Origin of the sequence: Tessaracoccus defluvii (genome assembly GCF_014489575.1) — a bacterium.
GTDB lineage: Bacteria > Actinomycetota > Actinomycetes > Propionibacteriales > Propionibacteriaceae > Arachnia > Arachnia defluvii.
The window spans coordinates 302574-315757 of the sequence record NZ_CP060789.1 but is presented as its reverse complement, the minus strand read 5'-3'; the positions used below and the strand labels follow the sequence as shown (position 1 = coordinate 315757).

Genomic DNA, 13184 nt, shown 5'->3' with positions numbered 1-13184 from the left:
GGCCCCGCTACGCTGGCAGACATGACTTCAGCGCTGAGCTTTGAACACGCAGACCCGTCGGTCCGCCCCCAGGACGACCTCTTCCGGTACATGAACGGCACCTGGCTGGCCACGGCTACCATCGCGCCCGACAAGTCGTCCGCCGGCGGCTTCACCGACCTGCATGACCAGGCCGAGCGCGACGTGCTGCAGCTGATCGTCGACCTGCCCATGGGAGACCGCACCACTGACGAGGGCCGCGTCGCCGCCCTGTACGGGTCGTTCATGAACACCGAACGCATCGAGGCGCTGGGCGCGACCCCGCTGCACCCCATCCTGAACTCCATCAGCCGCATCGATTCGGCCGCCGCCTTCGTCCGCCACCTCGGCTGGTCCCTGCGGCACGGGCTGAGCCCGCTGGTGTACATGTACGAGGAGGCCGATCCCGGCGACCCAGGCCGCTACGCACTGTTCCTCACCCAGGGCGGCCTCGGCCTGCCGGACGAGGCCTACTACCGTCTCGACGAGCACGCCGAGATCCGGGAGAAGTACACCGCCCACATCGAGACCATGCTGACACTGGCCGGCTTCGGCGACGCCGCAGAGCAGGCCGCCGCCGTCCTCGCCCTCGAGACCCGCATCGCCGCCCATCACTGGGACCGGGTCCGGCTGCGCGACCTCCGCGCCATGTACAACCCGATGACCCTGGCGGAGGTGCGTGCCGCGACGCCCGACTTCGACTGGGACTCGTTCCTGGCTGGCGCGGGGATCCCGGCCGACCGGCTGGAGCAGCTGATCGTGTCGCAGCCGTCGTTCCTGGAGGGGGCCACGCCGCTGCTGGCGTCGGAGCCGCTGACCGCGTGGCAGAGCTGGGCGCGCTGGAAGGCCGTCTCCGGCCTCGCCCCGTACCTCAGCGACGAGTTCGTGACCGCACGGTTCGACTTCTACGAGCGCACGCTCTCCGGCAACGAGGAGCAGCGGCCCCGCTGGAAGCGTGGGGTCGCATTCACCGAGGGCGTCCTCGGCGAGGCGATCGGCCGGCTCTACGTGCAGCGGCACTTCGCGCCGGAGAAGAAGGCGGCGATGGACACCCTGGTGTCGAACCTGCTGCTCGCCTACCACGACTCGATCTCCACCCTCGACTGGATGACCGACGACACCAGGGCAGAGGCCCTGCGCAAGCTGGCCCAGTTCACCCCCAAGATCGGCTATCCGGCGAAGTGGCGCGACTACTCGGCGCTCACCGTCGACCCGGACGACCTGATCGCCAACGTGCTGGCCGCCAACTCGTTCGAGCTGGACTGGACCATGGGCCGGGCGGGCCGACCGGTGGACCGCGACGAGTGGCAGATGTTCCCGCAGACCGTCAACGCCTACTACCACCCGCTGCGCAACGAGATCGTCTTCCCCGCCGCCATCCTGCAGCCGCCGTTCTTCAACGCCGACGCCGACGACGCCGTCAACTACGGCGCCATCGGCGCCGTGATCGGCCACGAGATCGGCCACGGCTTCGACGACAAGGGGTCCACCTGCGACGGCGACGGCAGGCTCCGCGACTGGTGGCAGCCCGCGGACCGCGAGGCCTTCGAGGGCTCGCCGGCCGGCTCGTCGACCAGTTCGAGGGCTGCAGCCCGACGGCGTGACCGGGACGACCGGCGTCAACGGGAAGCTCACCGTCGGCGAGAACATCGGCGACCTCGGCGGCCTCGGCATCGCCTACGCCGCATGGCTCCGCGCCGGAGGAGATCCCGCCGGCGCGCCGATCGACGGCCTGACCCCGGCGCAGCGCTTCTTCCTCGGCTGGGCGCAGGCCTGGCGGGGCAAGCGCCGCCCGGAGGCGGCGCGGATGCTGCTGGCCACGGACCCGCACTCCCCCAGCGAGTTCCGCTGCAACCAGATCGTCCGCAACCTCGACGCGTTCTACGCAGCGTTCGACGTCCGGGAGGGCGACGCTCTGTGGCTGGCCCCCGAGGACCGCGTCACGATCTGGTAAGCGTCACAGGGGCCAGATGAGCGGCACGAGGAAAATGCCGGCCGCGCCGTAGCCGAGCAGCAACGGCAGGCCGAGCTTCCAGTAGTCGCCGAACCGGTAGCCGCCGGCCTCCATCACCATCAGATTCGCCGGCGTGGCGATCGGGGTGAGGAGGGCGCCGGCGGCGAAGACGGCGATGGCGACCACGAGGGCACGTACGACACGCCGAGCTGCTCCGCCGCCGAGATGCCGATCGGGATCATGACGAGGGCCGTGGCCGTGTTGCTGATCAGCTGCCCGAGCACGGCGGTGATGACGAACATCCCGGCCAGCAACGCGTACGGGCCCGCATCGCCGACGAGGGTGACGAGCGCCTCCGCCAGCATGCCGGCCGCCCCGCTGCTCTGCATGGCGGCGGACAGCGACAACATGCCGCCGACGAGGATCACGGTCGTCCACGAGATCCCGTGGTAGGCCTGCTCGACGCTCAGCACCCCGAGGACGACGAGCAGCAGCGCTGCCACGATCCCGACGACCGGCGGGGGCACCAACCCCGTCGCCAGCAGGATCACCATGCCGGCGAGCACGGCCAACGTCCTGCGGGCACCGCGGCCCAGCGGCACGGCCTGCCGCCGGACCGCCTCAGGGGCGTCGACGGCGATCAGCTCGCCCCTGGCCGCCATGGCCTCCAGCGCCTCCCAGGGGCCGCGCAGCAGCAGCGTGTCGCCGGCGACGAGGCTGTGCCGCTCCTGGACGTCCGTCCCCTTGTGATGGATCGCCACGACGACCAGGTCGCCCGCCTCGTTGTGCATTCCCCGGTACACGGGGTCCCCGACCAGCGGCGACCTGGGCGGGACGATGAACTCCGCCGCGCCCTCCGCCTTGGAGAGGAGGTCCTCGGTCCCCACGCCGTAGTGCCGCCCCAGCAGTGCGCCGTGCTCGCCGAGGTCCCGCAGCACCCCCGGCGCCGTCCGGTGCGGGATGAGGCGGGGCACGAAGAGCACGACGGCGATCGTGAAGACCAGCAACGGGCCACCGATCAGCGCGATGTCGAGCAGCCCGAGCTGCCTGCCACCCTGGTCGGCGATGGCGTCGGAGGCCAGGACGGTCACCGGGGAGCCGGTGAGCAGGAGCAGGGAGCCCGCGTGGGCCGCGAAGGCGGTCGGCAGCAGCATCTCGGAGGGCGACCGGCCCGACCGCAGCGCGATCACGACGACGACAGGGGTCATCGCCGCGACCGCACCGTTGGGGCTGATCAGCGCCGTCAGGACGGCGACGGTCACCATGATGACAACCAGCAGCCGCGCCCGGCCCTGACCGCCGTGCTCGATCACGAAGTTCCCCACCCAGGCCGTCACCCCGCTCGCATCGAGCGCCTCGCTCACGACGAACAGCGACGCGATGAAGAGGACGACCGGGTCGCCGAACCCGCCGACCGCCTCTCCGAGGTCCAGCACCCCTGTCCCCCACAGCGCCAGCGGGACGATGAGCGCGACGCCGGCCACGGGGAGCCGGTCGACGGCGAAGAGGACGACTGCGAGGCCGAGAATGATCAGCGTGAGGACGGCGTCGGTCACGTGTGGGCCCCTGCTTCCTGGCTGGGTGGGACGGCCGACTCAGGCCTGCGTCCCGGCCTCCTCGGTGCTGAGCTCCTCGGCGAGCAGCCGCTCGTTCTCATCGGACAGCGACGTCTTCAGCACGGTGCCGCCGTAGGGGGCCAGCGCGGCGGCGAACTTGTCCTCGGTGAGCTTGCGGGCCATCACCACGAGGGCCGCCTTCCCTGGCGACAGGAGCCCGTCCACCCTGGAGCGCAGGTCACGGTTGATGCCTGCCTTCGCCGCCGCCCCGGACAGGGCACCCCAGGCGCCGCCGATGAGGAGGCCCACGCCGGGCACCAGGAACAGCAGCCCGACGATCATGCCCCAGAGCGCGCCGCCCGTCGCGGAGGCGGCCACGACGGCGCCCGGGGTGTCGATGTGCTTCTTGCCGTCGTCGTCGACGCGGACGACGGCGATGCCGGACAGCTCCACGACGAAGTCGCGGCGGAGCCGCAGGACCTCCTCCTGGGCGCGCTCGGCGGTCTCGTGGTCGTCGTAGCCGATGATGATGAGCTCAGACACGGTGGTGTCCCTTCGGGTTCGTGGGCGCACGGTGCGCACGCCTACCCACCCTACCCACCCGGCCAGGGACCGGCATCACCCGCCGAGGGTGATCCGCCTGGAACCCGGGAGGGACCGTCGACCGCCGCTCAGTTGGTGCGGTCGACCAGTTCCGCGCACACGCGAAGGAGTGCGTCCTTGGCCTCTCCCTCGGGCAGCCCCGCCAGGTGGCCGCGGGCGATCTCCGCATGCCGCTCCACCTCCGCCTTGGCACGGGCCATGACGGGATGGGCCCGGAGCGCGGCGAGCGCCTCGGCCAGGGCCTCATCGGAGTCGAGGTCCCCCTCGATGAGTGCCAGCAGGTCCGCGTCGGCGGGGTCGGCCTCGGCCCGGAGCATCAGCACCGGCAGCGTCGGGACGCCTTCGCGCAGGTCGGTGCCCGGCGTCTTGCCTGTGCTGGTGGAGGTGATGTCGATGAGGTCGTCGGACAGCTGGAACACCAGGCCGACCTCCTCCCCGAACGCCGACAGGGCCGCGAGCGTCTCCGGCGAGGCGCCCGAGACCATGCCCCCGAAGCGCGCGGACGCGGCGATGAGTGAGCCGGTCTTGTCCGCGATGACCTGCAGATAGTGGGCCAGCGGGTCCTCGCCGGCGGCGTGACCCTTGGTCTCCGCGATCTGCCCCTGCACCAGCCGGGAGAACGTCTCCGCCTGCAACATGACGTACTCGACGCCCAGCTCGGCCACAGTGGTCGACGCCCTGGCGAACAGGAAGTCTCCGACGAGGATCGCGACCGAGTTGCCCCACAGCCTGTTGGCCGACGGTGCACCGCGACGCAGGTCGGCGGCGTCCATGACGTCGTCGTGGTAGAGGCTCGCCACGTGGGTGAGCTCCATGACGAGCGCCGCCCGCATCAGGTCGTCCCGGTCGGTGTCACCGCCGAAGCGCGACGACAGGAACACGAGCAGCGGACGGAACCGCTTGCCCCCTGCGTCGATGATGTGCCGGGCGGCCTCCGTCACGAACGGGGAACCGGCGACGGCGGACTCCACGAGCTGCTGCTCGAAGGTCTCCAGCAGGGCGGCGAGGTCAGCCTCGAGTGCGGCCTCGGCCACGGGTCTTCTCCTCAGTCAGGTCAGCGGATGAACTGGGACGTGACGCCCCCGAAGAGCGTCAGCAGCCCACCCGGGATGATACCCAGGATGAACGTCGCTGCGCCCGTGACGGCCAGCAGGCACCAGGTCCACAGGGACGGCACCTCGACGATGCCGACGGATGCCGGATCGGCGTCCTGGAACCACATGGCCACGATGACCTTGAAGTAGAAGACCGCGGCGATCGCGCTCATCACGACGGCCACCAGCACCAGCCAGCCGTAGCCACCGGCCCACGCGGACGCGAAGACGGTGAGCTTGCCGATGAATCCGGCCGTCAGCGGGATGCCGGCGAAGGACAGCATGAACAGCGTCATGAGCGCCGCAACGATGGGGTTGCGCTTGCCCAGCCCCTTCCACGCGTCGATCGAGTTGGCCTCGCCGCCGGAGCGACGGACCATCGTCACGATGGCGAAGGCGCCGAGCGTCGCGATCCCGTAGGTCAGCATGTAGAACGCGACGGCCCCGACCGACGACACAGCGACGCCCTCGGCCGCAGGGACCGCGCCGACGACGCCGACCAGGATGAACCCGGCGTGCGCGATGGACGAGTAGGCGAGCAGGCGCTTGATGTCGTTCTGCGACAGGGCGACGGTGACGCCAAGGACCATGGTCATGATGGCGACGGTGGCGAACAGGATCTGCCAGGTCCACTGCTCGGCCCCCAGGCCGACGTAGAAGACCCGCATGAGGCCGGCGACGGCGGCGGTCTTCGTGGCGACAGCCATGAAGCCGGTGACCGGCGTCGGGGCACCCATGTAGGCGTCCGGGGTCCAGGCATGGAACGGCACCGCGCCCATCTTGAACAGGACGCCGACCGAGGTCAGCAGCAGACCGGTCAGGAGCAGCGGACGGCTGCCCGCACCGGCGGCCAGAGCCTGGTCCAGGCCGCTGAGCTGCAGGCTGCCGGCGTAGCCGTAGAGCAGCGCCACGCCGTAGAGCATGATCGCCGAGGCCAGCGAGCCCAGCAGGAAGTACTTCAGCGCGGCCTCCTGGCTGAGGAGGCGACGGCGGCGGGCCATGGCGGTCAGCAGGTACAGCGGCAGCGAGAGGATCTCGACAGCCACGAACAGCACCAGCAGGTTGTTCGCGGACGTGAAGAGCATCATGCCGAACAGGGCGAACAGCAGCAGCGGGAAGATCTCGGTGTGCTCGTTGCCCTGCCGGTCGGCCTCGCGCTCCAGTGGCGAGCCGGGGACGGTGGCCGCGGACGATGCGAACGCGGACTGGCCCCCGTAGCCGCGCTCTGCGAAGAGCGCGACGCCGCCGAGTCCGGCGATGAGGAGGACGGTCCAGAACAGGTAGGCGGCGCCGTCCAGTGCCACGAGGTCCATGCCTGCCAGCAGGATGTTTCCGGCGGACCAGTTGATCACCGTCAGCGCCAGGGCGGCACCGACCGACAGCAGAGCCAGCCCGGACTGGACCACGTAGCGGGCGGACCGCGGCACCAGCGCCTCCAGCAGGATGCCGAGGGAGCCCGCGATCAGCAGCACCAGGAGCGGGGACAGTTCCATCCACTCCAGCGTCGCTGCGGGAATTCCAACAGGTTGATCATCGGTTGCCTTCCTGAACCTGCGGGGCGGGGTCGGCCACGCCGACGAGGGCCATCGTCTGCGTCGCCGCGTCATCCGCGACCGAGAGCAGCGGCTTCGGGAAGAAGCCGAACACGATCAGCAGGATGAGCAGCGGCGCGACGACCGCCTTCTCCCGCAGCGTGAGATCGGTGGTGATGTGGGTGGAGACCTGCTCCGTCACCGGGCCCGTCATCGTGCGCAGGTACATCCGCAGCACGTACACGGCGGCCAGCACCATGCCGAGCGTGATGAACGCGGTGTGGATCGGGTAGCGCTGCCAGGCCCCGGCCATGACCAGGAACTCGGACACGAAGCTGCCCATGCCGGGAAGCGCCAGCGCCGTCAGGCCCGACGTCAGGAGCACACCGGCCAGCACGGGGGCCACCTTCTGCACACCGCCGAAGGCGTCGATGTCGGCGGAACCACGCCGCGCGATCATGAAGCCGACCACCAGGAACATGGCCGCGGTCGACAGACCGTGGTTGAGCATGTAGAAGATCGAGCCGCTGATCGACTGCGAGGTCAGGGCGAAGATACCGAAGACCATGAAGCCGAAGTGGCTGATCGAGGTGTAGGAGACGAGCCGCAGGAGGTCCTTGGCGCCGAACGCCATGATGGCGCCGTAGAGCACGGAGACCACGGCCCAGATCAGGATCAGCGGAGTCGCCCACTGGGTCGCCTCGGGGAACACCGAGAGGCAGATCCGGATCATGCCGAACGTGCCGATCTTGTCCAGGATGCCGACGAGCAGGGTCGAGGTACCCGGCGTCGCCTGCTCGGCGGCGTCGGGGAGCCACGTGTGCAGGCCGGCCATCGGCGCCTTCACCGCGAACGCGAAGAAGAAGCCCACGAAGAGCCAGCGGCCGATGGTGCCGTCGATACCGAGCGTCGCCAGGTCGTTGATCAGGAACGTCGGCGTGCCCTCCGCGGCGGTGACCGCGTAGAGCCCGGCGATGGCGACCAGCATGACGAGGCCACCGACCAGCGAGTAGATCAGGAACTTCAGCGCGGCGGCCCGGCGGCGGACCCCGCCGAAGCCGGCGATCAGGAAGTAGGTCGGGATCAGCGTCGCCTCGAAGGCGAGGTAGAACAGCAGGACGTCGCCGGCCATGAACACGAAGAGGGCGAAGCCCTCGAGGAGCAGCGCCAGCGCCACGAAGGTGCCGGTGCCCCAGCGCGCGTTCTCCGTCTCGCCGACCTTCCACTCAGCGAGCAGAACGATGGGCACGAGGATGACGGTCATGAGCACCAGGAGGGCGCCCATGCCGTCGAGGTCGAGCGCGTAGTAGGCGCCGATCGCAGGGATCCACTGCGCCTGCTCGGCGAGCGCGGCACCCTGCGAATGCAGGATGAACGCCAGCACGCCCAGGATGGCCGTGGTGAGGGCGAAGCCGTAGCCGACGAGGCGGGCGACAGGGCCCTTGAGGGCCAGCAGCACCAGCGAGCCGAGGATCGGCAGCAGGGCCAGGATGGTCAGAAGGGGAAATGGCATCTCGTGATTCTCCTTAGCCCAGCTGCCCGATGAAGACGACTGCGGCGAGCACCAGCAGGCCGGCGGCCAGCGTTAGGCCATAGCTGCGCGAATAGCCGTTCTGCGCCCGCTTGAGCCAGGCGCCGAGGCCGACGGCCGCGGTGGCCGAGCCTCGGACGGCGCCGTCGACGACGGCGTTGTCGAACGTGGTCAGACCCGCAGCCAGCCCCTGGGCGGGGCGGATGACGGCGTGCTCGTTGAGGAAGTCCCCGTAGAGATCGTTGCGGCCCGCGAGCACCAGGAGGTTCTCCGTGGCGGGCTGATCGCGCTCGATCGTGCCCTTGTAGGTGAACCACCCGATCGCCACGCCAGCAGCGACCACCGCGAGGGTGACGAGTCCGACGGTCGTGAAGTTGAACAGCCCTGTCTCGTGCGGGTGCTGCCCGGTCGAGGTCTCGAGCCAGCCCTGGATCCAGCCGTTCATGAAGAGGCCCGCCACGACGGACAGGGCCGCAAGGACCATGAGCGGCACGGTCATCACCAGCGGCGACTCGTGCGGGTGCACGTCGTCGTCCCAGCGGGCCTTGCCGAAGAACGTCATCATCATCAGGCGCGTCATGTAGAACGCGGTGACGCCGGCGCCCAGCAGGGCGAGCAGGCCGATGATGAGGTTCTGCTGGAAGGCGGCCTCGATGATGTGGTCCTTCGAGTAGAAGCCCGAGGTGAACGGGAACCCGATGATGGCGAGGTAGCCGAGACCGAACGTGAGGAACGTGATCCGCATCGGCTTGGCGAGCGCGCCGTAGTGGCGCATGTTCACGTCGTCGTTCATGCCGTGCATCACGGAGCCGGCGCCGAGGAACATGTTCGCCTTGAAGAAGCCGTGCGTGATGAGGTGGAAGATCGCGAACGACGCACCGATCGGGCCGAGGCCCGCTGCGAGCATCATGTAGCCGATCTGCGACATCGTCGAGCCTGCGAGGACCTTCTTGATGTCGTCCTTCGCGGTACCGATCCAGGCGCCGAACAGCAACGTAATGGTGCCGATGACGATGACGGCCATCTGAGCGATCGGGGCCACCGCGTAGATCGCGTTGGAGCGGACGACGAGGTAGACGCCCGCCGTGACCATGGTCGCGGCGTGGATGAGTGCCGACACCGGGGTCGGGCCCTCCATGGCGTCCAGCAGCCAGGACTGCAGCGGGAACTGGGCCGACTTGCCGCAGGCACCGATGAGCAGGAAGACGCCGATCAGGGTGGCCCACAGCGGGGTGAGGGACTCGGCACCGGCGTTGACGTCCTCGAACCGGACGGAGCCGAACTGGCGAGCATGGAGAAGATCGCCATGCTCAGGCCTAGGTCACCGACCCGGTTGACGATGAATGCCTTGTTGCCGGCCTTCGAGGCCGACGGCTTGTGGGCCCAGAAGCTGATCAGCAGGTACGAGGCGAGGCCGACGCCCTCCCAGCCCAGGAACAGGACCAGGTAGTTGTCGGCGAGCACCAGCATCAGCATGGCGGCGATGAACAGGTTCAGGTACGCGAAGAAACGGCGGCGCCGCTCATCGTGGGCCATGTAGCCGATCGAGTACACGTGGATCAGCGACCCGACGCCGGTGATCAGCAGGACGAACAGGATCGACAGCGGGTCGACCAGCAGGCCCAGCTTGATCGACCAGTCACCGGTGGCGATCCACTCGTACAGCTCGACGTTGATCTTGCGCGCATCGGCGGCGGAGCCGAGGAGCGAGAAGAACAGCACGAGTCCGAGCACGAAGGAGACGATCGGCGCGAGGGTGCCGAGCCAGTGGCCCCAGGCATCGGTCGCCTTGCCCGCGAGCAGCAGGAAGGCCGCCGAGGCAAGCGGGACCGCGATCAGCAGCCAGGTCATCAGACCGGCGCCGGAGAAGGCGGAGAGGGATTCGAGGAGTTGCACGCTGAATTCCCCTTAAAACTTCATGAGGTTGGCGTCGTCGACCGAGGCCGAGCGACGGGCACGATAGACGGCGACGATGATCGCCAGTCCGACGACGACTTCCGCGGCCGCGACCACCATCACGAAGAAGGCGGCGATGACGCCCTCGAGGTTGCCGTGGAAGCGGGCGAAGCCGACAAAGGCCAGGTTGGTGGCGTTGAGCATCAGCTCGATGCTCATGAAGGCGATGATCGCGTTACGGCGCAGCAGGAAGCCCGCCACCCCGACCGCGAACAGGATCGCCGAGAGGATCAGGTATCCCTCGGGGCTCATTCGTCGTCTCCTTCGATCTCCTCGTCACGGGCGGTGAGAGCCGCGTAGGCGGAGGTGGTGGGGCCGCGCAGTTCGTTGACGTCAACGATCACGCCGCGCCTGGTGAGCGTCTTGGAGACCGACTTCTCCGCGATGCTGCCGTCGGGCAGCAGTGCGGGGATCGAGATCGCGTTGTGGCGCGCGAAGACACCCGAGTTGGGCAGGGTGCCGGGGTGCTCGCCGGTGCTGGCGTAGGCCGCCATGCGTTCGGCGATCTGCTCGGGCTGGGTGCGCTTCTTGACGATCCGGTCGCCGTGCGCCAGCAGCATCGCGCCGACGGCGCCCGTGATGAGCAGCGCGGCGCTCGCCTCGAAGAGGAACACGTAGCGGCCGAAGAGGAGGGCGGCGATCGACTCGGTGTTGCCGCCGTGCGCCGCGTTCGCCTCGGCCAGACCCGCGGGGCCTGGCCCATCGTGAACTGCCCGACGACGGCGATCAGCAGGATGCCGAGGCCGAGCGCGACGAGGCTGCTCGCGACCCGGTGCCCCTTGATGGTCTCGACGACCGAGTCAGAGGAGTCGATGCCGATGAGCATGACCACGAACAGGAACAGCATCAGGATCGCGCCGGTGTAGACGACGATCTGGATCACGAACAGGAAGGACGCGTCCTGGGCGGAGTACAGCGCGCCCAGCGCGATCATCACGCCGGCCATCGCGATGGCCGAGTGGACCGGCTTACGCGCCAGCAGCACGATCAGGGCACACACCACCGCGATGGGGGCGCACACCCAGAAGGCGACCTGGTCCGCGGTCACCAGCGGGATGAGGGACATCATTTGGTCGCTCCTGCGGTCGAACCCGTACGGGTGTCGGGGGTGCCGGTCGCCGGCAGCCCGAGGAAGTACGCCTTCTCGTCGTCTCCGAGGCGGCGCGGGTGCGGAGGCTGCTCCATGCCGGGCAGCAGCGGTGCCAGCAGGTCGTCCTTCTCGTAGATCAGCCTGGTGCGGCTGTCGTCGGACAGCTTGAAGTCGTTCGTCATCGTCAACGCGCGCGTCGGGCACGCCTCGATGCACAGACCGCAGAAGATGCAGCGCAGGTAGTTGATCTGGTAGACGTGGCCGAACCGCTCACCCGGCGAGAACCGGTTGTCGTCGGTGTTGTCCGCGCCCTCGACGTAGATGGCGTCGGCCGGGCAGGCCCAGGCGCACAGCTCACAGCCGACGCACTTCTCCAGACCGTCCGGCCAGCGGTTCAGCTGGTGGCGGCCGTGGAAGCGCGGCTGCGTGACCTTCTCCTTACCCTTCTGGGGGTAACCCTGGGTGAAGGTCTTGCGGAACATCGTGTTGAACGTGACGCCGAACCCGGCCCACGGATCGAAGATTCCCATCAGGCGTCCTTCCCTTCGGCTTCGACGGCTGGCGTCGGGTCGTCTTCCTTGGCGCCTGCGACGACGCCGACGAGCTCGGGCAGCACCTGGCCCGGCATCGGCGGGACGGGATATCCGCCCGCGAACGGATCGAACACCCGGTCAGGATCTGGTGCGGGGATCTCCGGTTCGTCGATGGCCTTGCTCTTCTCCCCGAAGACCAGGTAGCAGCCGGCGGTCAGGAGCACCGCGAGCGCCAGCGAGTACTGCGGGAAGATGGCGATCATGACGATCCAGATCAGCGAGACCTCGATCAGCACCTTCCAGCCGAGATCCATGAACTGGTCGTAGCGGAGACGGGGCAGGGTGCCGCGCAGCCACACGAAGACCGAGAACAGGAGCTGGACCTTCAGCACGAACCAGATCGGCCCGAGCCAGGCATTGTTCATGAACGGGATCAGGTTGAGCGGCCACGGCGCGAGGTAGCCGCCGAGGAACAGCGTCGTGCAGACCGCGGAGACCGTCGCCATGTTGATGTACTCCGCGAGGAAGAACATCGCGTAGCGGAAGCCGGAGTACTCCGTGAGGTAGCCGGAGACGAGCTCCGACTCACACTCGGGCAGGTCGAAGGGCGCACGGTTGGTCTCGCCGACCATCGAGATCGCGTAGATCACGAACGACGGGAACAGCAGCAGCGCGTACCAGCCGGACAGGCCGAGGTCGAACTGGATGTCGGTCCAGGGGATCTGGAACTGGATGGTCTCGCGCTGCGACTCGACGATCGCCGAGGTCGACATCGTGCCGGCCATGATGAACACCGCCACCATGGACAGGCCCATCGAGATCTCGTAGGAGATCATCTGGGCGGTCGAGCGGATCGAGCCGAGGAACGAGTAGGTCGAGTTGCCGGCCCAGCCGGCGAGCACGATGCCGTAGATGCCGATCGACGCGACGGCCATGATGAAGAACGCGGCCACCGGGGTGTCGGTGAGCTGGAGCCTGGTCGTGACGCCGAACATCTCGACCTCACCGCCGAACGGGATGACCGTCCAGCAGGTGAAGGCGGCCACGCCGGTGAGGATCGGGGCCAGGTTGAAGACCCACTTGTCGGCGTTCTTCGGCCGGAAGTCCTCCTTGGCGAGCAGCTTCGCGCCGTCCGCCAGCGCCTGTCCGAGGCCGAACGGGCCGTTCATGATCGGCCCGAGGCGGTGCTGCATCTTGCCGACGAGGCGACGCTCGTACCAGACGTTGAAGATGGTCCAGAGCAGGAGGATGACGAACAGCGCCACCACCTTGATCAGGATCAGCCACCAGGGGTCCTGGAAAAAGAGGTCCATGTCC

The 13184-nt window shown here is 68.6% G+C and carries 8 protein-coding genes and 3 pseudogenes; 1 reads left to right on the top strand and 10 read right to left on the bottom strand.

Going from position 1 to position 13184, the window contains the following annotated elements:
• The first annotated feature begins 21 nt into the window (after window positions 1-21).
• Window positions 22-1972: pseudogene (locus H9L22_RS01390) on the top strand (M13 family metallopeptidase).
• A gap of 119 nt (window positions 1973-2091) precedes the next feature.
• Here the strand turns inward: H9L22_RS01390 and H9L22_RS01385 are convergent.
• The 10 genes and pseudogenes from H9L22_RS01385 to nuoH form a co-directional block, all read right to left on the bottom strand.
• Complete coding sequence (locus H9L22_RS01385) at window positions 2092-3528, bottom strand: SLC13 family permease (protein ID WP_226966043.1); 1437 nt, start codon at window positions 3526-3528, stop codon at window positions 2092-2094.
• A gap of 39 nt (window positions 3529-3567) precedes the next feature.
• Window positions 3568-4071: a DUF1269 domain-containing protein gene (locus tag H9L22_RS01380; protein WP_187721304.1), complete on the bottom strand. Its 504-nt coding sequence runs from the start codon at window positions 4069-4071 to the stop codon at window positions 3568-3570.
• 128 nt (window positions 4072-4199) lie between these two features.
• Window positions 4200-5165, bottom strand: coding sequence for a polyprenyl synthetase family protein (locus H9L22_RS01375; protein ID WP_187721303.1), 966 nt, complete (start codon window positions 5163-5165; stop codon window positions 4200-4202).
• Window positions 5166-5185: 20 nt separating this feature from the next.
• Complete coding sequence (gene nuoN, locus H9L22_RS01370; protein WP_226966366.1) at window positions 5186-6742, bottom strand: NADH-quinone oxidoreductase subunit NuoN; 1557 nt, start codon at window positions 6740-6742, stop codon at window positions 5186-5188.
• 13 nt (window positions 6743-6755) lie between these two features.
• Window positions 6756-8270: an NADH-quinone oxidoreductase subunit M gene (locus H9L22_RS01365; protein ID WP_187721301.1), complete on the bottom strand. Its 1515-nt coding sequence runs from the start codon at window positions 8268-8270 to the stop codon at window positions 6756-6758.
• A 13-nt stretch (window positions 8271-8283) separates the two neighbouring features.
• Window positions 8284-10139: pseudogene (nuoL, locus tag H9L22_RS01360) on the bottom strand (NADH-quinone oxidoreductase subunit L).
• A gap of 57 nt (window positions 10140-10196) precedes the next feature.
• Window positions 10197-10496 (bottom strand): NADH-quinone oxidoreductase subunit NuoK, encoded by a 300-nt coding sequence (gene nuoK, locus H9L22_RS01355; RefSeq protein ID WP_187721300.1) that lies wholly within the window; start codon window positions 10494-10496, stop codon window positions 10197-10199.
• Window positions 10493-11313, bottom strand: a pseudogene (locus H9L22_RS20020) (NADH-quinone oxidoreductase subunit J). The gene nuoK and the pseudogene H9L22_RS20020 overlap by 4 nt, the downstream one beginning before the upstream one ends.
• Window positions 11310-11864 carry an NADH-quinone oxidoreductase subunit NuoI gene (nuoI, locus tag H9L22_RS01345; RefSeq protein ID WP_187721299.1) on the bottom strand — a complete coding sequence of 185 codons (555 nt, stop codon included), beginning with the start codon at window positions 11862-11864 and terminating at the stop codon, window positions 11310-11312. Before nuoI ends, H9L22_RS20020 begins: the two are co-directional and overlap by 4 nt.
• Window positions 11864-13180, bottom strand: coding sequence for an NADH-quinone oxidoreductase subunit NuoH (gene nuoH, locus H9L22_RS01340; protein WP_187721298.1), 1317 nt, complete (start codon window positions 13178-13180; stop codon window positions 11864-11866). Before nuoH ends, nuoI begins: the two co-directional genes overlap by 1 nt.
• Window positions 13181-13184 lie beyond the last annotated feature (4 nt).

Excerpts from the sequence above, each read along its gene's own strand:
- H9L22_RS01365 (WP_187721301.1), bottom strand. The coding sequence starts at position 8,270 with ATGCCATTTCCCCTTCTGACCATCCTGGCCCTGCTGCCGATCCTCGGC.
- nuoH (WP_187721298.1), bottom strand. The coding sequence starts at position 13,180 with ATGGACCTCTTTTTCCAGGACCCCTGGTGGCTGATCCTGATCAAGGTG.
- nuoI (WP_187721299.1), bottom strand. The coding sequence starts at position 11,864 with ATGGGAATCTTCGATCCGTGGGCCGGGTTCGGCGTCACGTTCAACACG.
- nuoK (WP_187721300.1), bottom strand. The coding sequence starts at position 10,496 with ATGAGCCCCGAGGGATACCTGATCCTCTCGGCGATCCTGTTCGCGGTC.